This is a genomic window from Enterobacter cloacae complex sp. P14RS (genome assembly GCF_014895895.1).
GTDB lineage: Bacteria > Pseudomonadota > Gammaproteobacteria > Enterobacterales > Enterobacteriaceae > Enterobacter > Enterobacter bugandensis.
Genome location: NZ_JADBQM010000013.1, coordinates 16,603 through 38,081, shown reverse-complemented (window position 1 = coordinate 38,081; position 21,479 = coordinate 16,603). Strand labels below are relative to the sequence as shown.

General features: G+C 56.5%; 17 protein-coding genes. 9 read left to right on the top strand and 8 right to left on the bottom strand.

From position 1 onward, the window contains the following. Positions 1-117 precede the first annotated feature (117 nt). From IM295_RS11935 to IM295_RS11925, 3 genes are all read left to right on the top strand, one after another. The gene (locus IM295_RS11935) at positions 118-960 is read left to right on the top strand and encodes a 23S rRNA (adenine(2030)-N(6))-methyltransferase RlmJ (protein ID WP_028014739.1); all 843 of its coding nucleotides are present in this window, start codon (positions 118-120) and stop codon (positions 958-960) included. Positions 961-1,031: 71 nt separating this feature from the next. Next, entirely contained in the window at positions 1,032-2,384 is a 1,353-nt protein-coding gene (gene gorA, locus IM295_RS11930) for a glutathione-disulfide reductase (RefSeq protein ID WP_041911861.1), read from the top strand. A 183-nt stretch (positions 2,385-2,567) separates the two neighbouring features. Then, positions 2,568-4,217, top strand: a complete 1,650-nt coding sequence (locus IM295_RS11925; RefSeq protein ID WP_028014741.1) for an alpha,alpha-trehalase — start codon at positions 2,568-2,570, stop codon at positions 4,215-4,217. 49 nt (positions 4,218-4,266) lie between these two features. Here the strand turns inward: IM295_RS11925 and IM295_RS11920 are convergent, their stop codons facing one another. Then, positions 4,267-5,859 carry an STY4199 family HEPN domain-containing protein gene (locus IM295_RS11920; RefSeq protein ID WP_041911859.1) on the bottom strand — a complete coding sequence of 531 codons (1,593 nt, stop codon included), beginning with the start codon at positions 5,857-5,859 and terminating at the stop codon, positions 4,267-4,269. A gap of 147 nt (positions 5,860-6,006) precedes the next feature. Between IM295_RS11920 and IM295_RS11915 the strand changes: the two genes are divergently transcribed. Then, the gene (locus IM295_RS11915; RefSeq protein ID WP_028014743.1) at positions 6,007-6,546 is read left to right on the top strand and encodes a GNAT family N-acetyltransferase; all 540 of its coding nucleotides are present in this window, start codon (positions 6,007-6,009) and stop codon (positions 6,544-6,546) included. Between the two features lie 71 nt (positions 6,547-6,617). Further along, positions 6,618-6,956 (top strand): lysozyme, encoded by a 339-nt coding sequence (locus IM295_RS11910; RefSeq protein WP_028014744.1) that lies wholly within the window; start codon positions 6,618-6,620, stop codon positions 6,954-6,956. On the opposite strand, the gene IM295_RS11905 is transcribed toward IM295_RS11910, so the two are convergent. Together IM295_RS11905 and IM295_RS11900 are read right to left on the bottom strand one after the other, a co-directional pair. After that, on the bottom strand, positions 6,935-7,537 hold the full coding sequence (locus IM295_RS11905; protein ID WP_193066736.1) for a response regulator transcription factor: 603 nt from the start codon (positions 7,535-7,537) through the stop codon (positions 6,935-6,937). The genes IM295_RS11910 and IM295_RS11905 overlap by 22 nt on opposite strands. A 173-nt stretch (positions 7,538-7,710) precedes the next feature. Beyond that, a complete protein-coding gene (locus IM295_RS11900; RefSeq protein WP_045259402.1) occupies positions 7,711-8,469 on the bottom strand; it encodes an SDR family NAD(P)-dependent oxidoreductase in 759 nt (252 codons plus the stop codon). Positions 8,470-8,588: 119 nt separating this feature from the next. Here IM295_RS11900 and IM295_RS11895 point away from each other — a divergent pair, with 119 nt between their 5' ends. The 3 genes from IM295_RS11895 (at position 8,589) to IM295_RS11885 (ending at position 12,149) form a co-directional block, all read left to right on the top strand. After that, positions 8,589-9,488, top strand: a complete 900-nt coding sequence (locus tag IM295_RS11895; protein WP_028014747.1) for a LysR family transcriptional regulator — start codon at positions 8,589-8,591, stop codon at positions 9,486-9,488. 51 nt (positions 9,489-9,539) lie between these two features. Beyond that, positions 9,540-10,565, top strand: coding sequence for an inner membrane protein YhjD (yhjD, locus tag IM295_RS11890; RefSeq protein WP_041911856.1), 1,026 nt, complete (start codon positions 9,540-9,542; stop codon positions 10,563-10,565). Between the two features lie 261 nt (positions 10,566-10,826). Further along, the gene (locus IM295_RS11885) at positions 10,827-12,149 is read left to right on the top strand and encodes an MFS transporter (RefSeq protein WP_028014749.1); all 1,323 of its coding nucleotides are present in this window, start codon (positions 10,827-10,829) and stop codon (positions 12,147-12,149) included. A gap of 59 nt (positions 12,150-12,208) precedes the next feature. Here the strand turns inward: IM295_RS11885 and IM295_RS11880 are convergent, their stop codons facing one another. Together IM295_RS11880 and pdeH are read right to left on the bottom strand one after the other, a co-directional pair. After that, on the bottom strand, positions 12,209-14,251 hold the full coding sequence (locus tag IM295_RS11880; protein ID WP_028014750.1) for an AsmA family protein: 2,043 nt from the start codon (positions 14,249-14,251) through the stop codon (positions 12,209-12,211). A gap of 65 nt (positions 14,252-14,316) precedes the next feature. After that, complete coding sequence (gene pdeH, locus IM295_RS11875) at positions 14,317-15,090, bottom strand: cyclic-guanylate-specific phosphodiesterase (protein ID WP_041911854.1); 774 nt, start codon at positions 15,088-15,090, stop codon at positions 14,317-14,319. A 229-nt stretch (positions 15,091-15,319) separates the two neighbouring features. Here pdeH and IM295_RS11870 point away from each other — a divergent pair, with 229 nt between their 5' ends. Further along, positions 15,320-16,249: a sugar kinase gene (locus IM295_RS11870; protein ID WP_193066735.1), complete on the top strand. Its 930-nt coding sequence runs from the start codon at positions 15,320-15,322 to the stop codon at positions 16,247-16,249. Positions 16,250-16,296: 47 nt separating this feature from the next. Here IM295_RS11870 and IM295_RS11865 read toward each other — a convergent pair whose 3' ends face one another. The 3 genes from IM295_RS11865 to hmsP all read right to left on the bottom strand — a co-directional run bounded on the left by IM295_RS11865 (position 16,297) and on the right by hmsP (position 21,470). Next, positions 16,297-17,790, bottom strand: a complete 1,494-nt coding sequence (locus IM295_RS11865; protein WP_045259406.1) for a pitrilysin family protein — start codon at positions 17,788-17,790, stop codon at positions 16,297-16,299. A 227-nt stretch (positions 17,791-18,017) separates the two neighbouring features. After that, complete coding sequence (locus IM295_RS11860; RefSeq protein WP_136484768.1) at positions 18,018-19,304, bottom strand: dicarboxylate/amino acid:cation symporter; 1,287 nt, start codon at positions 19,302-19,304, stop codon at positions 18,018-18,020. A gap of 159 nt (positions 19,305-19,463) precedes the next feature. Next, entirely contained in the window at positions 19,464-21,470 is a 2,007-nt protein-coding gene (gene hmsP, locus IM295_RS11855) for a biofilm formation regulator HmsP (protein ID WP_028014755.1), read from the bottom strand. Positions 21,471-21,479: the final 9 nt, after the last annotated feature.

Here is a 21,479-nt window from a genome sequence, read left to right as displayed (position 1 = left end):
AGTAATGGGGTTAAGTGTAGAGGATTTCAATAGCTGCGCTTACCGGGCCTGCGGGTAATCTGTGCCGTTCTGCTGTAAACTGTGGCAAATCGTCAATTCAGCGGAATACCATTACCCATGCTCAGTTATCGCCACAGCTTCCACGCTGGCAACCATGCCGACGTCCTCAAACACACCGTTCAGAGCCTGATCATTGAATCGCTTAAAGAGAAAGAGAAGCCGTTTCTCTATCTGGACACCCATGCGGGCGCGGGCCGTTATCAGCTGAGCGGCGAGCATGCCGAGCGTACCGGCGAATACCTTGAGGGCATCGCCCGCATCTGGCAGCAGGACGACCTGCCCGCCGAGCTGGAGCCTTACATTGGCGTGGTGAATCACTTCAACCGCAACGGCCAGCTGCGCTACTACCCTGGCTCACCGCTGATTGCCCGCCAGCTGCTGCGCGAGCAGGACAGCCTCCAGCTGACCGAACTGCACCCGAGCGACTTCCCGCTGCTGCGTTCGGAATTTCAGAAAGACAGCCGCGCCCGCGTCGACAAAGCCGACGGCTACCAGCAGCTGAAAGCCAAGCTGCCGCCGGTTTCCCGTCGCGGCCTGGTGCTGATCGACCCACCGTACGAAATCAAAACCGACTATCAGGCGGTGGTGACCGGTATCCACGAAGGCTACAAACGCTTCGCCACCGGGACATACGCCCTGTGGTATCCGGTGGTGCTGCGCGCGCAGATCAAGCGCATGATCAAAGACCTTGAGGCGACCGGCATCCGCAAAATTCTGCAGATCGAGCTGGCGGTACGCCCTGATAGCGACCAGCGCGGCATGACCGCTTCCGGCATGATCGTCATTAACCCGCCGTGGAAGCTCGAAGCGCAGATGAACAACGTGCTGCCGTGGCTGCACAAAACGCTGGTGCCAGCCGGAACGGGCCACGCCACCGTCAGTTGGATCGTGCCGGAGTAATTGCAGCCATCGGTGGAAACTATTGATTTCAGGTATACAATCGCGGCAATTCACGATTAAGGACAAAAGCTATGACTAAGCATTATGACTACATCGCCATCGGCGGCGGCAGCGGCGGCATCGCCTCCATCAACCGCGCGGCCATGTACGGCCAGAAATGTGCGCTGATTGAAGCCAAAGCGCTGGGCGGCACCTGCGTGAACGTGGGTTGTGTACCGAAAAAGGTGATGTGGCACGCGGCGCAAATCCGTGAAGCGATCCATATGTACGGTCCGGACTACGGCTTTGACACCACCATCAACAATTTCGACTGGGACAAGCTGATCGCCAGCCGTACCGCCTACATCGACCGCATTCACACCTCGTACGACAACGTGCTGGGCAAAAATAACGTCGACGTGATTCACGGCTTCGCCCGCTTTGTGGACGCGAAAACGATCGAAGTGAACGGCGAGACGATCACCGCCGATCATATCCTGATCGCCACCGGCGGCCGCCCGAGCCACCCGAATATTCCGGGCGCGGAATACGGTATCGACTCCGACGGCTTCTTCGAGCTGCCTGCCTTGCCTGAGCGCGTTGCCGTGGTGGGCGCGGGCTATATCGCGGTAGAGCTGGCTGGCGTGATTAACGGCCTGGGTGCAGAAGCGCACCTGTTCGTGCGTAAACACGCACCGCTGCGCAGCTTTGACCCGCTGATCGTCGATACGCTGGTTGAAGTGATGAACACCGAAGGCCCAACCCTGCACACCAACGCCGTGCCAAAAGCGGTCGTTAAAAACGCGGACGGCAGCCTGACCCTTGAGCTGGAAGATGGCCGCAGCCAGACCGTTGATTGCCTGATCTGGGCGATTGGTCGTGAACCGGCGAACGACAGCTTTAACCTGGCGGTGACCGGTGTGAAAACCGACGAAAAAGGCTACATCGTCGTCGATAAGTTCCAGAACACCAGCGTACCGGGCATTTACGCCGTCGGTGATAACACCGGTGCGGTTGAACTGACGCCGGTGGCCGTTGCGGCGGGCCGTCGTCTCTCCGAGCGTCTGTTCAACAACAAGCCGGACGAGCATCTGGACTACAGCAACATCCCGACCGTGGTCTTTAGCCACCCGCCAATCGGCACCGTCGGCTTAACCGAGCCGCAGGCCCGTGAGCAGTACGGCGACGACCAGGTGAAAGTGTATAAATCCGCGTTCACCGCGATGTATACCGCCGTCACCTCTCACCGTCAGCCGTGCCGCATGAAGCTGGTCTGCGTGGGCCCGGAAGAGAAGATTGTCGGTATCCACGGCATCGGCTTCGGCATGGATGAGATCCTGCAGGGCTTTGCGGTGGCGCTGAAGATGGGTGCGACCAAGAAAGACTTCGACAACACCGTGGCTATCCACCCGACGGCGGCGGAAGAGTTTGTCACCATGCGATAATGCAGAAGCCCCTCTCCGGAGGGGCTTTTTTTATTCACATACATAAATCGTTGCAAAACGAATGCTCCGAAAAGAGTGATCTACCGCACATATCCCTCCACATCTACCGAAGCGAATGTCTACGCTTATAGGACGCCCGGAGAAACCTGTCTTCAGAACACACAACCGGAGGTCCCTATCACCATGTTCAACCAGAAACTACAGGCTACCGAGAACATCGAATTCGAGATTGCAGAAGAGCTGCGCTACGAGACCGATCCCTGCGAGTTAAAACTGGATGAGATGATTGAGGCGGAGCCGGAACCCGAAATGATCGAGGGGCTACCCGCCTCCGATGCCCTGACGCCCGCCGATCGCTACCTTGAACTGTTCGAGCACGTACAGTCGACGCGGCTGTTTGCGGACAGCAAAACCTTCCCCGACTGCGCGCCGAAGATGGATCCGCTGGATATTCTGATCCGCTACCGTAAGGTCAGACGGCACCGGGATTTCGACCTGCGCCAGTTCGTTGAGAACCACTTCTGGCTGCCTGAAACCTACAGCACGGAATATGTCTCCGACCCCGGCCTGTCGCTGAAAGAGCACATTGATAGCCTGTGGCCCGTCCTGACGCGCGAACCGCAGGACCATATTCCCTGGTCGTCCCTGCTGGCGCTGCCGCAGGCCTATATCGTGCCCGGCGGGCGATTCAGCGAGACCTACTACTGGGATTCGTACTTCTCCATGCTGGGGCTGGCGGAAAGTGGCCGTAACGATCTGCTGAAGTGCATGGCGGATAACTTCGCGTGGCTGATCGAACGCTACGGCCATATCCCTAACGGCAACCGCACCTATTATCTCAGCCGCTCGCAGCCGCCAGTCTTTGCCCTGATGGTGGAGCTGTTTGAAGAAGACGGCGTGCGCGGCGCGAAGCGCTACCTCGACCACCTCAAAATGGAGCATGCCTTCTGGATGGACGGCGCGGAGTCGTTACTGCTTAATCAGGCCTACCGCAGCGCGGTGCGCATGCCGGACGGTTCATTGCTGAACCGCTACTGGGACGACCGTGACACCCCGCGCGACGAGTCGTGGATTGAGGACGTGGAAACCGCCCGCCACTCGGGTCGTCCGCCGAATGAGGTCTATCGCGATCTGCGTGCGGGAGCAGCGTCTGGTTGGGATTACTCCTCCCGCTGGCTGCGCGATCCGGCGCGGCTCGCCAGCATTCGCACGACGCAATTTATCCCCATCGATTTGAACGCCTTCCTGTTTAAGCTGGAGAGCGCGATTGCCAATATCTCGGCGTCGAAAGGGGATAAAGAGACGGCCGAGCTGTTCCGCCAGAAGGCCACCGATCGCCGCGCGGCGGTGAACCGCTATCTGTGGGACGAGGAGAGTGGCTGTTACCGCGATTACGACTGGCGACGCGAGCAGATGGCGCTGTTTTCTGCCGCCAGCATTGTGCCGCTGTATGTTGGAATGGCGACGCACGAGCAGGCAGAACGTTTATCTGACGCGGTAAAAGCGCGTCTGCTGACGCCGGGTGGGATTCTGGCAACCGAGTACGAAACCGGCGAGCAGTGGGATAAACCCAACGGCTGGGCGCCGCTGCAGTGGATGGCGATTCAGGGGTTCAAGCAGTACGGCAACGACTCGCTGGGGGATGAAATCGCCTGGAGCTGGCTGCATACGGTGAACCACTTCTACAAGACGCACCACAAGCTGATTGAGAAGTACCACATCGCCAGCAGTACGCCGCGCGAAGGGGGCGGCGGGGAGTATCCGCTACAGGATGGCTTCGGCTGGACGAACGGCGTGGTGCGACGGTTGATTGGGTTGTATGGGGAGCCTTGAGAGGGAGCGGTCTTTTCCCCCCTCTCCCCTCTGGGAAGAGGGGAAGATTTTAGCGAATCACCTCATAAATGGCGGTCTGAATAGACTGCCATTTTTTCGTGGTGGCATCCGGCTGTGACTGCGCGCGTCGCGTTGCCATCTCAAGATCGTGCTTCTGGCGCTTCACCACGGCCGGCACGGTGCAGAACGCTTTCAGATACTCTTTACGTATTGACGTCAGGGACTCGCCGTTTGACATGGCGTGGCTAAGCGTATTGATGAAACGACGACACGGCTTCTCTTCTGCCATGTTCTGCCGATAGCGCAGCATAAGCTCCAGAACGTCGTCATAGCCTGCCGACATCGCCTCTTCGGTCCATGACAGCTTCCAGTCCATCCCACCCTGCAAAAAGAGCAGCGCCACGCGGGTATCGTTGCGGTTAATCGCCGAACGGAAATTACTCTCGTCCCAGGTCACTCCCATGCGCGTCAGCGTCTCGCGCGAAGAAGGGGTTTCGCGCATCTCCTGCGGCGGAGCCGCCGCTTGCGCCGTATTTTCGGCCGCAGGCTGCGGTTTGCTGCTGGTCACCAGCCAGAAGCCGCCTACCACGATGGCAATCACCATCACGCCGACCGCTCCCCATAGCGCACCGGAGATAAGCTGCTCACGCTGTTCGGGCGTGCGCGGGGCGCGCTGGGTCGGCTTTTCAATCGTGTCGCGGACTTCAAACAGATCCCCACCGGTAACCCGATCCATTTTTTGCGCCTTTTCCCAGAACGCGTGCAGCTCGCTGGCATCCACCGCCATGAATCCGGCCGGGTTGACGCGCGTTCTCCCCTCCTCAAACGCGCGTTGAACCGGACGGGAGATCTGCATGTAGTAGTTATCCAGCAGCTGAATTTGCGCCGAACTTAACGTTTTCTGCACCGTAATGCTGTTGCGGATTTGCCGGATGTCGTCGAGGAAGGTTTGCAGCGTTTTGCGCGGCTCCACCAGGAGCGTCAGCATGGACGGGTCGTTAAACAGCGAGGCGTAATAGCGGCTGAACTCTTTTTTATCCACCAGCATTTGCGCCAGTTCACTGAACATCATGCCGCTCAGGACATCGTTGATTTCGCCATGCTTCAGCCAGCGCCGTACGCGGTCAGCATTAAATAAGGTTTTAAGATGATTATTGAGCCGCACCTGATCGGGCCAGGCCTGCTGAATGAGGCCTTTAATCATTAACTCAATTGCGCGTACCTGCTTGTGCGCCTGCTGTTGCTGGAGTTCGCTTCCCGGGGCCAGCTCGGTGCTGTAGGTCAGAAGCGGCTGCTGCAGACGAAGATGTTCCAGCGTAGTCACAAACCGCATCGCCGCAATAAGCTGGTTTTCACTGACATCCTGCCCGCTCTCGTACTGCGGGACGCGCTGCTGCAGCAGGCGCAGCTGCAGCGTAAATTCCGACATCTCGGCATCATTCAGGTTAAGCTTCTTCGCAACCGTAGCCCATCCCCCGAGCCCTAAACGCGCGCTGTCCAGCTGTTCCAGAAACCAGCGTGGATCTTTCCCCTCAGAAACATGTACATTCAGAAGAAGCAAGATTTCCACCGACGCCTGGCGAATGACCGCCAGACAGTGTTCAAACTGTTCGCGGATATGATGTGATGTGCTGAGAGTCATTGTTTTCCTTAAGCGACAGCGAAGACATCCGGAATGGGCACTAACGGCCGTTTTTCTTTTTATTTATACGCGCTTAACCATACCTGACTTTCTGTTGAAATAAAGTGACAACCCTAAAATCATTTAAAATGCTTCAGGAGAATCTTAATGCCAGTTTTAATGACCTCACGCCTGAACTGCTCGCCCCTGCAGGAGCAAGACTGGCCCTTTTTTCTGGCGTTGCAGCAACACCCCGAAGTCATGCGCTTTGTAGCGGAGAACCGCCCCGTCGCAGCGATCCGGGAGGCGTTTGATTCGCGCCTGACGCCCTGGACGCCAGGCAGCGCGCACTGGCTGTGCCTCGTCGTACGTGATGCCCTCTCACAGGCCCCGCTGGGCGTTACCGGGTATATTCATCGGGAAGAAGATTGCGCCGAAGTGGGCTTTCTTTTTGCCCCCGAGGCGCAGGGCAAAGGTTACGGCTTCGAATCCCTGCAGGCGCTTTGCGATTACGCCTTTCATCAGGGCGGTATTCGTCGGCTCACCGCCACCGTCACCGCGGGAAACGTCGCCTCCAGGCGTCTGCTGGAAAAAGCCCGCTTCCAGCTGGAAGGCGAGCTACGTGAAAGCTATTACCTTTCCGGTCGCTGGCAAAATGACTGGTTATTTGGGTTATTACGGCAGGAATACCTGAACAATAATTCCTGATCAACAGCCATTTGGCGGATATTGCTCGTACCGCGATTCCTCTACAGTATCGCCATTAAGAGGAAACGAATATGAACGGTCATGCGCTAAATATATCTTCTGCCGCCATAGAATTAATAAAGAAACATCAAGGGCTTTCACTGGAGAAATATCGTGATGAAAAGGGTGTATGGGTTATCGGCTATGGGCATGTGATCCGCGAACGGGAAAATTTTCACGGCCTTATCACGCCTCTTCAGGCGGAATATTTACTCCATGAAGATATTCAGCTGTGTGAAACGCTGCTGCGGGAAAAGTGTATACATCCATTAACCCAGCAGCAGCATGACGCGCTGGTACTGATGATACTGAGTTTCGGCGTGACGTCTTCACTCCCGAAAGCGCTGCTTCAGGCCGTCGCCCGGGTGTAGTACATGGCTGCCTGGGTTCGGTTTTTTACCTCCAGCCGGCGAAAAAGCGCTTCCAGATGCGCTTTTACCGTGGCCGCACTGATGTGGAGATTGCGACCAATCTCTTTGTTTGATTCGCCCGCCGCCAGCAGCTTCAGCACCTCACGCTGACGCTCGCTTAAGGAAAGTAACGCCTGCGCTGACGATTGCTGGCTGACCCACTCAGCGGGAAAGCAGACCATCCCTCTGGACACGGAATCCAGCACGGCGGCAAACCGCTCAGGGTTAGCGTTACGGGGGATAATAGCCATCACGTTTCGCTGCATGAGTTGTTCAACCCATCGGGTCTCTTTTTTTGCCAGAACCATCATCACCCGTACCGACGGGAAGCGATGCATGATTTCATCCAGGAAAGAACTCCCCTCATCCTGAATTAAATTGCCGTCAATCATGACGATAGCAGACGGTGACGCGGATATTTGCGTCCATAAATCGTCTGCCTGACAAGCCCCCGTTATATTTATTTCAGGAATTAATTTCTGCAAACCGTGTATCGCTCCATGAATAAATATCGACTGCCTGTCAAACATGATTACTCGCATCGTATTTCTCCCTCTGAGAATAGCGAAGGGGGATTCTACATAGGCGCTATTTAAGAAAAAACTCAATGAATGGAGAGGTTACAAATCCGCCAGTGGTTTTTATATTTACCCGCATTTTGACACATCCATATTAAGGATTTCCTTAAGGGGTTCCCTCCCCTTAACATCAGACATCACAGGAACATGCCGCCTGATACTTCAATACGTTGCGCGTTCATCCAGCCAAGCTTATCGCTAAGCAGCGCCGCAATGGCATCCCCGATATCGTCCGGCAAACCTACCCGCCCCAGCGCCGTCTGCGACGCCAGCATCTGGTTAAGCTGCGCGTTGTCGCGCACGCGCCCACCGCCAAAGTCGGTTTCGATCGCGCCTGGTGCGATAATATTGACGGAGATACCGCGCGCTCCAAGCTCCTTCGCCTGATAGCGGGTGAGCACTTCCATCGCCCCTTTCATGGCCGCGTAGGTGCCTGAGCCTGGCTGGGTGAAGCGGGCCAGTCCGCTGGAGACATTGAGGATCCTCCCCCCGTCGTTAAGCAGAGGCAGCAGGCGCTGCGTCAGGAAGAAAGGCCCTTTGAAGTGAATGTTCAGCGCCTCATCAAACTGGGCTTCCGTCGTTTCGGTATAGGGTGCGTATAAACCCGTTCCGGCATTGTTCAATAAATAATCAAATGTTTCGCGCTGCCAGACGCTCTTCAGGATCTCCTGAAGCTGATGAGCAAAATTTTCGAAACTGGCGATATCCCCGACATTGAGCTTTAATGCCGCCGCCTTGACGCCTTTTTCCTGAATTTCGCGCACAACTTCCAGCGCTTCCTGCTGGCTACGATTGTAGGTCAGGATAATTCCCGTGCCGTCAGCAGCCAGCTTTAACGCAGCGTTTTTACCTAAGCCGCGGCTACCACCCGTCACTAATGCGATACGTTCAGTCATCATAAACCTCGTTTTGGCTGTTATGGAGATTGAGAAAGAGCTTATTAGGTGATAGAAGATCAATAAAGATGGGTAATAACGCTTCACTGTTTCAGTGCAAACAACAATGAGCTTCATCTATGGATAAAATTCACGCAATGCAGCTGTTTGTTCGCGTCGCGGAACTGGAGAGTTTTTCCCGCGCAGCAGAGACATTAACGCTGCCGAAAGGCAGCGTTTCCCGGCAAATTCAGGCACTGGAAAACCGGCTTGGCACCCAGCTACTGCACCGTACCACGCGCCGCGTCAGCCTGACGCAGGACGGCATGGTCTATTACGAACGGGCAAAAGATCTGCTGGCGAACCTGGATGAGCTGGACGGTATGTTTCAGCACGATCCCTCCAGCATCAGCGGAAGGCTGCGCGTGGATATGCCCGTTGGCGTTGCTCGAAATGTCGTCATCCCCAAACTGCCTGCGTTTTTACAGCAGTATCCGGGTATCGAACTGGAGCTCAGCAGCAGCGATCGTCTGGTGGATGTGGTCCGGGAAGGGTTTGATTGCGTCGTCCGCGTGGGTTCCCTGAAGGACTCAGGGCTGATAGCCCGTCCGCTGGGCAAGCTGTCGGTGATCAACTGCGCCAGCCCGGATTATCTGGCGCGTTTTGGCTACCCTGACACGCTGGACGATTTAGGCTCGCACGCCGTGATTCATTATGCCGCGATGCTGGGAAGCCGCCCTCAGGGCTTTGAATTTTATAACGGTAGCACGACGCAGTGGATAAAAACGGGCGGGGTGCTAACCGTCAACAGCACGGAAACTTACCAGGCCGCCTGCCTTGCCGGGCTGGGGATCATTCAGGCCCCGCGCGTTGGGGTGCGTGACCTGCTGCGCGCAAAGAAACTGATTGAGATCCTCCCGCAGTATCGCGCGGAACCGATGCCTGTCTCCCTGATTTACCCCCACCGGCGCAACCTCTCTCGCCGGGTTCACCTGTTTATGGAGTGGCTAACCGAACTCACAAAAGCTTACGTGGACTAGTCGCAAGCTATAATTCAATAACATCCAGCCAAACGAAAAAGGAAAAGACGCGTGACGCCGGAAAATAACCCGCAACGACCCACCCAACATTTAGATTATGAACCCATCAAGAAGATGGAAACCGAGCCGGAAGAGGCTAAAGCCCCTGGTACAGCCAGCAAGGCGCTGGGCACCGTCACCAGCCTGGCGGAGAGAATTCAGCAGTTTCCCATGGTTGCGCATCTTATACGTGCGACCGAGCGCTTTAATGACCGCATGGGGAACCAGTTCGGTGCCGCGATCACCTATTTTTCGTTCCTGTCGATGATCCCCATCCTGATGGTGTCGTTTGCTGCGGCCGGTTTTGTACTCGCGTCACATCCAACGCTGCTGCAGGATATTTTCAATAAGATCCTGAATAACGTCAGTGACCCGACCCTCGCCACCACGCTGAAAAGCACGATTAACACCGCCGTTCAGCAGCGCACCACCGTCGGGATCGTCGGTTTGCTCATCGCCCTTTACTCCGGCGTTAACTGGATGGGCAACCTCCGCGAAGCTATTCGCGCCCAGTCGCGCGAGGTGTGGGAGCGTAAACCGCAGGATCAGGAGAAAATTTGGGTTAAATATTTCCGCGACTTTATTTCGCTGATTGGCCTGCTTATCGCGCTCGTCGTCACGCTCTCCATTACCTCCGTGGCGGGCTCCGCGCAGCAGATGATTATTTCTGCGCTCTATCTTGATTACATCGAATGGCTGAAGCCCGCCTGGCGCGGCATCGGACTGGCGATTTCTATCTTCGCCAACTACCTGCTGTTCTTCTGGATTTTCTGGCGCTTGCCTCGGCATCGTCCGCGTAAGAAGGCGCTGCTCCGCGGCACATTGATTGCGGCGATCGGCTTTGAAGTGATTAAGATCGTGATGACTTACACGCTGCCGTCACTGGTGAAATCCCCGTCCGGCGCGGCATTTGGCTCGGTGCTCGGGCTGATGGCGTTCTTCTACTTCTTCGCGCGTTTAACCCTGTTCTGCGCGGCGTGGATTGCCACCGCCGAGTACAAAGGCGACACGCGAATGCCCGGAAAAACACATCGTTAATTCCGCTCTCGGGCTGATATTTCAGCCCGACTCATCATTTCAGCATATAAATCCAGTCCGTAACTTTTATTTAACCGAAAACCAGTTTTATCCACCAATATTTAAAAAATGTGAAGCATTTCATGGAAGCATTTTGGCTGGCCTGAACATTATCCGCTTTTTGTTGATTTTATAATCAGGAAGCTATTTTGTTACAGATTGAAATGTCGCTTTTGCTGTGCGTAATATGGCCTTTCGTTCGACAAAAAATAAGAAAATATTATGCAATCAACAGCCACAACACTCGACTCTGGTGCGGAAAACGTCCCGGTAAACTCGCGCAATAAAGTTGTCGTCGCATCGCTGATTGGCACCGCCATTGAGTTCTTCGACTTTTACATTTACGCCACCGCAGCGGTCATCGTTTTCCCGCATATTTTCTTCCCGCAGGGAGACCCGACGGCGGCGACGCTACAGTCTCTGGCGACCTTTGCTATTGCGTTTGTGGCGCGTCCGATTGGCTCCGCGCTGTTTGGACACTTCGGCGATCGTATTGGGCGCAAGGTCACCCTGGTGGCCTCGCTGCTGACGATGGGCATCTCCACCGTGGCGATCGGCCTGCTGCCGACCTACGAAACCATCGGCATTCTGGCGCCGGTCCTGCTGGCGCTGGCGCGTTTTGGTCAGGGTCTGGGGCTGGGCGGTGAATGGGGTGGCGCGGCGCTGCTGGCGACCGAGAACGCCCCGCCGCGTAAACGCGCGCTGTACGGTTCATTCCCGCAGCTTGGCGCGCCGATTGGCTTCTTCTTTGCCAACGGGACCTTCCTGCTGCTCTCCTGGCTGCTGACGGATGAACAGTTCATGAGCTGGGGCTGGCGTATCCCGTTTGTCTTCTCGGCCGTGCTGGTGCTGATTGGCCTGTATGTGCGTGTTTCCCTGCATGAGACGCCAGTGTTCGCAAAAGTAGCCGCGGCGAAAAAACAGGTAAAAGTGCCGCTGGGCACCCTGCTGACCAAACACGTGCGCGTGACCGTGCTGGGCACGTTTATCATGCTGGCGACCTACACGCTGTTCTACATCATGACGGTGTACTCCATGACCTACAGTACCGCCGCCGCGCCGGTTGGGCTGGGCCTGCCGCGTAACGAAGTGCTGTGGATGCTGATGATGGCGGTGATTGGGTTTGGCGTGATGGTACCGATTGCCGGCCTGCTGGCGGATAAGTTTGGTCGTCGTGCGAGCATGATTACGATCACCACGCTGATCATTCTGTTTGCTCTGTTCGTCTTCCCGCCGCTGCTGAGTTCAGGTAGCCCGGCGCTGGTGATGGCGTACCTGCTGATTGGCCTGAGCCTGATGGGGCTGACCTTCGGCCCGATGGGCGCGCTGCTGCCGGAGCTGTTCCCGACGGAAGTGCGTTATACCGGCGCGTCGTTCTCCTATAACGTCTCGTCTATTCTGGGCGCGTCCGTGGCACCGTATATCGCCACCTGGCTGCAGGCAAATTATGGTCTGTTCTACGTGGGCGTTTATCTGGCGGCCATGGCGGCGCTGACGTTGATTGCGCTGCTGCTGACGCATGAGACTAAGCATCAGGCGCTGTAATTCATTGCGGCCTGATGCCCTCACCCCGGCCCTCTCCCACAGGGAGAGGGAGAAAGGCGTTACTTCTTCATCTGCGACAAAATCGTCCGGCATTGATTCGCCTCGCCTTCTGACGGCGAAATCAACGCCAGCAGCGCGGCGGCCGGGGTGACCAACGTCGCGAGGGCTGCGGCCACCGCGCCACGCGCAATCAGCGGCCCGGGCTTGACGCCCGCCTGCGGATTTTTGAAGGTCCCACGCACGTAAAGCGGCGAGCGCAGGGTAATAATACGAATCCCCTTACTTTCCGGATCGATGGTCAAATCCAGCTGCTCGGAGGCCATGCTGGCGGTACCGGTCACGTTAATCACCGCGTTTTCCGTGTCGAAGGCAAAAATCTGCGGACGCGCCACCCCGTTAACCAGATCCACATTCGCCGCCGCGCAGTTCACCCGCACCTCGTCATCGCCAAAGATTTGCCCGATGATAAAGTTACCGACGTTCAGCCCCAGGATCTCCATCAGGTTGCGGCTGACCAGACCGTCGTTCATTAGCAGTTTCAGGTTACCGTTGCCGCTGCCCAGCAGCGCCGCCACGGAATTCCCCACCCCGCGAATGTCCGCATCGCCGTTCATTTCACCGAGGGTTTTCTGCATCAGCTCCACGTTCGGCATCAGCTCTTTCAGCTTCAATCGACGCGCCTGGATCTCCGCCCGCCCCTGCATCGGCTTTTTATCGCCTTCCAGGTGAATGTTAGAGGAAATCGTCCCGCCCGCCATGCCAAACTTCAGCGGCTGCAGGCGCAGGTCGGCATTTTTCAGGATGATATGCGTCGAGAGATCGCTCAGCGGCAGCGTGCTGCCATGCTCAATCTTGCGTCCTTTGAAGCGCACATCTGCGTCCATTACGTCCCACTTATCGGTTTCAAAGCGATCGTAAGGCAGCACTTTTCCCGCAGGCTGAACGTCCTTCTTAACCTCTTTTGACTTTGTCCCTTTGCCCGAATCCACGCCTATCAGCGGGCCAAGATCGGCCAGACGCAGCTGGCGGGATTCGACATCCCCTTCCAGTTTTGGCCGTGGTTTTCCGGTCGTATAGGTCAGCGTGCCGTGAATATCGCTGTCGCCGATGCGGCCGTTGAAATCCCGGTAGTCAAAAACGGACGATTTTTCGGTATTAATTTTGGCAACCAAATGCCCGTCCGTTTCGAACGGCGGGGTATCCGGCAGCAGTACGCCGGTCAGTTCATACAGTTCGCCAAGCGAGTCACCGGCGAACTTGAGCTGCAGGTCGACGCCCCCCATGTTCATCGGGTCGTTGACCGTTCCCACAAACGCCACGCGCGTATTCCCCGAGCGGAAATCCGCCTGCACCGGGAACGGCGTGCCTTCGCTCCGGAGGGCCAGCATGCCGCCGATTTTCCCTTTCCCGTTAAGCGGCTGGCCGTTGTAGCGCCCTTTTGCCGTCAGGCCGAAGACATAATCACCCGCTTTGGCACTATCGCCTTTCGCTTTATTGCCCGTGACTTCGCTAAACGGCAGCGGTTTACCCAGCGGATCGACCAGGATCTCCACGTCTGCCTTGCTGACCTTATCGTCGATGGCGATCCGCCCGCGATCGAAAAGAATATTGTCCAGACGGAATGACCACGAAGAGGGCTGGGCATTCGGATCTTTTTCGCCGTCGCTGGCAAGGTTAAACGTCCAGTTATTGTTTTTTTCAGAGAGGCGGATCAGGCGCGCATCGGGCTGCTGGAGCTTGATCCACGGTAGATAGACGGTTTTGGTCAGGAGCGCTAGCGGCGCCAGCGTGGCTTCCACGCGCGGCAGATGCACCATGGTCACTTCGGGGATATCCGGCGGGTTGCCGAGAATAATGTCGTCGGCGTGGACGTGCGGCCAGGGGATCCAGCTTCGCCAGCCGGTCTCCTCTTTCTGACGCTCCCATACCACACCCAGATCGCCACGAATGGCGAAGGGACGGTTCAGCTCAGTTGAGACTTTCTGGTTGATGGTCGGCTTAAGGCGGTTCCAGTCAAACGTCGCGATAATGATGACGACGATCGCGATCAACAACAAGAAAATCCCTGTAATCCAGGAAATGACCCTGGTTGTTTTTGTCATTGTTATCCCCTTTCCTGATGACCTGTCCTGTAAAACTATAGTCCAGACAAAGGGAAACGGGGTTATCAGAGGGTCGTTCTGGCGCTTTCGAGGAGATCCATCGGCACGGGGCGAGAGAGGAAATAGCCTTGCGCCGCCGCTGCGGGAGAGTTTTGCACATCACGCCACTCTTCCAGCGTTTCCACGCCTTCAACGATCACCCCCTGGCAATAGCGATTCATCAGCTGCAATAACAGCGTAAACAGATTCCGCCCTTCCGGGGTCTGGCGCAGCATGATGAACAGATCGCGGGCCACCTTGATGTAGTCATAGCGCACTTCGCTGAGGGCCGAGAAGTTCGCCATACCGGTGCCAAAGTCATCCAGCCACAGCGGGCCAAATTCACACATTGACGCAAACGAGGAATCCTGCGGCAGGCGCACGTGCTCCACCAGCTCAAAGCGCAGCCACGGCAGGGTGGCGATCAGCTCCTGCAGCTTCGCGTTCTGACGCAGCGCCAGCAGAGTTGGGCCATCCACGTTCACCGAGGCGAGGATCGTATGCTGCTCGAAAAAGGCCTGTTTCGTCGCCAGCATACGGAGCTGCTCTTCCAGCACGTCCAGACGCTGGCGAACGGCAACTTCGGCAAAATAGCGATCCGGCGCGATGCGCTGAGTAGGGTTTGAGGGATGCGTAACGACGGTCAAAATTTCAATTGCCATCAGCCGACCGTCCGTTCGATAGATCGGCTGCCAGGTGTACGCGCGCTCACATTGCAGCCAGTAGCGATGCTCCTGCAAGTTCTCAATACTTGCCTCAGGCGTAGTGCTCAGCCGCTGGATAACCTGCTCTGACTTCATTTCAGATGTCCTGTTGTTGGGATAGCCTTTCTGGACTCGTCACAGGATTATCGGCGCGATAATTGAGAACTTTATGTTCAATTCACCGTGGAAATGAAATTAAGATGACAGAAATTTGCCGGAACACGCGCTGGCTCAAATAAAATAATGGAACACCGTTTTAATATAGTTGACCATCTAATTCACTCGGCGCACACTGCTGAAAATTCTTCTGTTCAGGTTCACGACTATGTCCAAAAAAATTGCCGTGATTGGCGAATGCATGATTGAGCTGTCACAAAAAGGCGCGGAAGTCAGCCGCGGATTTGGTGGCGATACGTTAAACACCTCGGTTTACATTGCCCGTCAGGTTGCGCCTGAGGCACTCGCCGTGAACTACGTCACCGCCCTCGGCACGGACAGCTTCAGCCAGCAGATGCTGGAAGCCTGGCAGAGTGAACATGTTGACACCTCGCTTATACAGCGTATGGAAAACCGCCTGCCTGGGCTTTACTACATCGAAACTGACAGCACCGGCGAACGCACGTTTTATTACTGGCGTAACGAAGCCGCGGCCAAATTCTGGCTGGAGAGCGATGCCGCCGCGGCCATCTGCGAAGAGCTGGCGACGTTTGACTATCTCTATCTGAGCGGCATTAGCCTGGCGATTTTAAGCCCGACCAGCCGCGAAAAGCTGCTCTCGCTGCTGCGCGAATGCCGCGCCAACGGCGGGAAGGTGATTTTTGATAACAACTACCGCCCGCGCCTGTGGGCCAGCCGCGAAGAGACGCAGCAGGTTTATAAGCAGATGCTGCAGTGCACGGACATCGCCTTCCTGACGCTCGATGATGAAGACGCCCTGTGGGGTGAAAAGCCGGTTGAGGACGTGATTGCACGTACGCACGCAGCAGGCGTGAGCGAAGTGGTGATTAAGCGCGGCGCGGAGTCGTGCCTGGTCGCGATTGCGGGTGAAGCGGTGGTTGAGGTCCCTGCGGTGAAGCTGGCCAAAGAGAAAGTGATTGATACCACCGCGGCGGGGGATTCCTTCAGCGCGGGCTACCTGGCGGTACGCCTGACGGGGGGAACGCCGGAAGCGGCGGCACAGCGTGGGCACCTGACGGCCAGCACCGTGATTCAGTATCGCGGGGCGATTATTCCGCGCGAGGCGATGCCTGTTTAGTTTCCCCTAACCCTCTCCCCAAACGGGAGAGGGTCAGCGTGAGGGGGTTACTGCCCCTGCGGAATATCCGTCGCGTCCTGGTGTAGATCATCAGCCGTTGCAGCCTGCGCCGGCTGCGACGCGGTGGCCATAATGGAATCCCAGGTCTTCTGAAGCTCCTTCATGTCATATTCCGGCTCGCCTTTCGGCTGCAGAAGGATCAACGCCATATCCTGCGACAGCTGCTGACGTAAATCCTGATTCAGCATATTCACAGTCAGACCGTTCAGGAAGTCCTGACGCAGCTTCTGGTACTGCTCAGGCGCAATGTCGACAACCTGATTCTGCAGGGAGCGAATCCGCTGGCTGATCAGAATGTCGGTATCGGCGCGAGCGTAGGTGGCAAAAAGCTTCTGCAGCTCCAGTTTTTTCTGGGCCAGCAGCGCGTTGAACTCCTCTTCAGAGAGCCCCTCTTTACGTACTTTTTCCAGCTCTTTCGCCACCACACCCAGGTTCGCATTCAGTTTATCGCCCGGCGATTCAACGTTAATGGCACATTGCGCACGCTGGAACAGCACGCGGCAGTCAAAGCCAAGGCCAATGTTCTTCACGTTGTTTTTGCTGAGCGTCTGCTGAACGTGCCAGAACAACGCTTCACGCGCCAGATCGGCACGCCAGTAGCGCAGCAGCGCCGCAGACTCGCGAATAGGCTGCCAGGCGTTATCCCACATCACGGAGAGCCTGTCCTGGCGCACGGTGTCCGTCATAATGCTGACAGGCTCGGCGCGCAGCGGAGAGAGCGTCGGGACAGGGGCTGGCGTTTCGCGTTTGCCCTTCAGATCGCCAAACGCTTTGTTGATCTGCTCAACCACCGCGCGGCTATCCACATTGCCGACGACGATCAGCGTCATCGCGTCCGGGGTGTACCATTTCTGGTAGAACGATTTTACCTGTTCGACGTCCACCGGCTGCTTCAGCGGCTCTGCCGGATCGTGCCCCAGCAACGTTGAGCCTTTCAGACGGTAGCGCCACCAGCCCTCTTTGGTATCCGCAGGCCAGGTCGCCACCATGTCGCCGTTGCTCAACGCATAGTTCACGGTATCCGGCGTAATCGCCAGGTTGCCAGAGGCATCGGAGAGATAGGTAAGGGCTTCTTTAAGCAGGTCGTTACGGTTATTTGGCAGGCTCAGGTTAAACATGGTGTAGTCATAGGAGACCACAGCCGGAGGAAGGGGGCGTTTCGGATCGATGGCCTGTTGCCACAGCGAACGCACCTGTACTGCCTGCAAGCTGCCGCTCTGCGTGAGCGCCAGACGGGGAATAAAATGGCTAAAACCGGTTTGCTGAGTGCTTTCCGTAAGGGAGCCGGTATTTACGGACAGACGGATTTCAATACGATCGCTGGGACGCTGTGGAGTAGATAACACCTGCCACTGAAAACCGTTCGCTAGCGTGCCTTGTTGCCAGGCCGGGTCTGGCTGGAGCGCATCTGCCTGCACATAACTGGCTGCTGCCATCATCAGCAAACCGCCGGTTAAGAGTCGAATTTTTGTGCCCTGCATGTGAACCCCTGATCAACATTCCTGGTTAAAAAAGAGTGTCTCGCGACGCGCTGCACTCTAAAAGATGACGATGAAAACACGTCGATTAGACCGCGCGTTCGGCAAAACGTCACGGTCCGAAGTGAAATATACCCAAAAAAAATCTTGTCGAATTATGACAGGTATGAACAGTTATTATGCGCAGGAGCCCGCATCCCGACAAGGGAATGCGGGCAATTGTGACAAGATTAGGAGGTTAAACCAGGATTTTTGCTATCAGACGCGCGATTATTCAGCGTATCGTTGAGCTTCTTGTGATCCAGCTCTTTCACCCATTTCGCGACCACCACCGTGGCCACGCCGTTACCCACCAGGTTGGTAAGGGCACGCGCCTCAGACATAAAGCGGTCAATACCAAGAATCAGTGCCAGACCCGCCACCGGCAGATGCCCCACCGCAGAAATGGTGGCCGCCAGCACGATAAAGCCGCTGCCCGTCACGCCCGCAGCCCCTTTAGACGACAGCAAGAGCACCACCAGCAGGGTGATTTGATGGAAAATATCCATATGGCTGTTGGTCGCCTGGGCGATAAACACGGCCGCCATCGTCAGGTATATCGAGGTACCGTCAAGGTTGAAGGAGTACCCCGTCGGGATCACCAGGCCGACCACCGATTTACGGCACCCCAGCTTTTCCATCTTGTCGAGCATACGCGGCAGCGCCGATTCTGAAGAGGAGGTCCCCAGAACAATCAGCAGCTCTTCACGGATGTAGCGGATGAATTTGAAAATGCTGAAGCCTGTCGCACGGGCGATGGAGCCCAGCACCACCACCACGAAAAGAATACAGGTGATGTAGAAGCAGATGATCAGCTGACCCAGTTGCACCAGCGTGCCAACGCCATACTTGCCGATGGTGAAGGCCATCGCACCGAAGGCACCGATCGGCGCCAGGCGCATGATCATATTGATGATGCCAAAGATGACCTGCGAGAAGCTTTCAATCACGTTGAAGATAAGCTGGCCTTTGCTGCCCAGACGGTGCAGGGCGAAGCCAAACATCACGGCAAACAGCAGCACCTGCAGAATGTTTCCGCTGGCGAAGGCGCCGATGACGCTGCCAGGGATGACGTCCAGCAGGAAGGCGACCACGCCCTGATCCTTCGCCTGTTCGGCATAGACCGCGACCGCTTTGGCATCCAGCGTAGAGGGATCAACGTTCATACCCGCGCCAGGCTGTACCACGTTGACGATGATCAGACCAATAATCAGCGCAAGGGTACTGACCACTTCAAAGTAGAGAAGCGCCACTGCACCGGTACGGCCCACCGCCTTCATGCTTTCCATACCAGCGATGCCCGTTACCACCGTACAGAAGATCACCGGGGCGATGACCATTTTAATGAGCTTAACGAACGCGTCGCCAAGCGGTTTCATTTGCGCGCCCAGCTCCGGGTAATAGTGACCCAGCAGAATACCGATGGCGATGGCTGTCAGGACCTGGAAATAAAGACTTTTGAAGAGTGAGGTTTTCATAGGGTGTCCTTGGGAAGAAAAACCACAGGCTTTGTAAGGTTATGGTTAACCTGCGGCTCTAAAATAACACCCGTATAACAGGACAGAAATAAACCCGGTTCAAATTTGAAACACAAATGTTAAGAACTTTGAACTGGCTCGCACAAGCCAGCAACAAAATTACACTTTTGCGTTATGGTCAGCGCCAGAAAGGTATCGCTGCTCGAAGACATCCGGCGGCACCGCGGGGGCAAAAAGGTAGCCCTGGCCGCTCTCGACGCCCGCCTCTGCCAGCCAGACGCGTTGCGCTTCGGTTTCAATCCCCTCGGCAATAAGGTGCACCTTGAGGCTGCGCGCCATCTGGACGATGGCCTGCACCATGCTGCTGTCCTCCGGCAGCCCGTCGACAAACGATTTATCGATTTTGAGCACGTCCACCGGCAGGGCTTTCATGTGCTGAAGCTGGCGCAGCCCGGCGTACCCCATACCAAAATCGTCCAGCGCGATGCGAATGCCGGCATTGCGCAGCGGCTTCAGGATGGCCACCGCGTCGTTAGGATCGTCAATGCGCCGGCTCTCCGTCACTTCCAGCGTCAGCGTATCAGGCTTTATCCGGTAGCGGTGGATCAGCTCCAGCATCTCGGAGACCATCGTCGGATGCATAAGCTGCAGGGCAGACAAGTTGACCGACAGCGGCAGCGTTACGCCGCGCTCCTGCCAGGCGGCAAGCTGGCGGCAGGACTCCTCCAGTACCCAATAGCCAACGGTGACCATCAGGCCGCAGGATTCGATGCGCTCAATCAGCCCCTCCGGCAGCTCCCAGGAGCCATCCGGCTGCTGCAGGCGGAGCAGCGCCTCGGCGCTTTTCACTTCCCCCGTCTGTAAATTCACCTGCGGCTGTAGCCAGAGGGCGAACTGACGGTTATCCAGCGCGGTCAGGATATCGCTCTCTTCCGTCAGGCGCTGCTGCGCCTTTTCCATCTGCTCCGGGTCGAAGAACTGGATCTGATTTTTCCCTTTGCGCCGGGCGGTAAACGCCGCCGAGAACGCGCGGCGGTACAGCTGCTCCGCCGTTAAATCACCGTAGTACATGGCGATACCGATACTGGCGCTCGGACGAAGCTGGATGCCCTGCACGGGCAGCCGCTCATTTATGACAGTAAGTACTTGCTGACCTAATGTGATAGCGTGCCACGGCTCTTTCACGCCGTTGGCAATCACCACCAGGTCGTAACCGCTGACCTGGGTCAGCACCATGCGCGGGGCAAGAACAGACTTCACCTTTTCCACCAGCGTCAGCAGCAGCATTTCACGCTGGCTCTCCTTGAGCACGCCCGCCGTGTCCTGCAGGGTTTCACAGGCAATCACCATCAGCGCCGTGGTTTGCTGCCGCGCAACGGTCTGCTCCAGCATTGCCATCAGAAACGCTTTATTAGGTAGCTCCGACACCGGGAAGCGCGTGGCGCTGTTGTTTAGCTCATCCTGATGACGCTGGATGCGCTGCTGGTTGAGGTTGTAGCTGCGCACCAGCATACCGATCTCATCGTCCTGGTGCAGACGCGGCAGCTCAAGCTGGTGCCCCAGTTGATCCTGCGGCGAAAGCCCATTCAGCTCGCGGGCGATACGGCGCAGCGGGTGAACAATGAGGCGGTTTATACACCACGTCAGCGCTACGCTGATGATCAGGGTCATAAGTAAGCAAGTGGTCACTAACGTAACCACCCAACTCATGACGAATTTATACATCCGGTACGAGTCCGCCTGCAGAACCAGGTAGGCCAGTGGCTGCGGATTGGCAGGACGTTCCAGCGAATAGAGAGGCAGAGAAATTTGCACCGGCAGTTCAAACAGGCGCATCACCATCATCGGGACGGGACGCTCCGGGATAAAACTCATCCGCAACGCCTGGAACTGGTTGGGTAAGACGACATCGGCGCGGCTAACGACGCCGGCAGGCTGAATGCGTTTTAAGATGGTTTCCGCTTCGGGAATGTCCCCTTTCAGGATCGAGGCGGAGAGCGGGCCGCGCACCGAGCGGGCGATACTTTCTAACTGCGAAGCCGTGTTATAGCGATTCTGCTGTACGGAATGAAACAGCAAAATTACGCAGAAGAGCAGTACAAACAGCATAGTGACGGCAGAGACCATCGCCATTTGTTTGATCGTTAAGGAACGGCTGACACGCAAAATGACTCT

What these genes read in the sequence shown, in the direction of transcription:
- IM295_RS11885 (WP_028014749.1), top strand. Translation starts at nt 10,827, where the DNA reads ATGCAATCAACAGCCACAACACTCGACTCTGGTGCGGAAAACGTCCCG.
- IM295_RS11880 (WP_028014750.1), bottom strand. Translation starts at nt 14,251, where the DNA reads ATGACAAAAACAACCAGGGTCATTTCCTGGATTACAGGGATTTTCTTG.
- IM295_RS11910 (WP_028014744.1), top strand. Translation starts at nt 6,618, where the DNA reads ATGAACGGTCATGCGCTAAATATATCTTCTGCCGCCATAGAATTAATA.
- IM295_RS11865 (WP_045259406.1), bottom strand. Translation starts at nt 17,790, where the DNA reads ATGCAGGGCACAAAAATTCGACTCTTAACCGGCGGTTTGCTGATGATG.
- IM295_RS11895 (WP_028014747.1), top strand. Translation starts at nt 8,589, where the DNA reads ATGGATAAAATTCACGCAATGCAGCTGTTTGTTCGCGTCGCGGAACTG.
- IM295_RS11935 (WP_028014739.1), top strand. Translation starts at nt 118, where the DNA reads ATGCTCAGTTATCGCCACAGCTTCCACGCTGGCAACCATGCCGACGTC.
- IM295_RS11900 (WP_045259402.1), bottom strand. Translation starts at nt 8,469, where the DNA reads ATGACTGAACGTATCGCATTAGTGACGGGTGGTAGCCGCGGCTTAGGT.
- IM295_RS11915 (WP_028014743.1), top strand. Translation starts at nt 6,007, where the DNA reads ATGCCAGTTTTAATGACCTCACGCCTGAACTGCTCGCCCCTGCAGGAG.
- IM295_RS11920 (WP_041911859.1), bottom strand. Translation starts at nt 5,859, where the DNA reads ATGACTCTCAGCACATCACATCATATCCGCGAACAGTTTGAACACTGT.
- IM295_RS11860 (WP_136484768.1), bottom strand. Translation starts at nt 19,304, where the DNA reads ATGAAAACCTCACTCTTCAAAAGTCTTTATTTCCAGGTCCTGACAGCC.
- gorA (WP_041911861.1), top strand. Translation starts at nt 1,032, where the DNA reads ATGACTAAGCATTATGACTACATCGCCATCGGCGGCGGCAGCGGCGGC.
- IM295_RS11925 (WP_028014741.1), top strand. Translation starts at nt 2,568, where the DNA reads ATGTTCAACCAGAAACTACAGGCTACCGAGAACATCGAATTCGAGATT.
- IM295_RS11870 (WP_193066735.1), top strand. Translation starts at nt 15,320, where the DNA reads ATGTCCAAAAAAATTGCCGTGATTGGCGAATGCATGATTGAGCTGTCA.
- pdeH (WP_041911854.1), bottom strand. Translation starts at nt 15,090, where the DNA reads ATGAAGTCAGAGCAGGTTATCCAGCGGCTGAGCACTACGCCTGAGGCA.
- IM295_RS11905 (WP_193066736.1), bottom strand. Translation starts at nt 7,537, where the DNA reads ATGCGAGTAATCATGTTTGACAGGCAGTCGATATTTATTCATGGAGCG.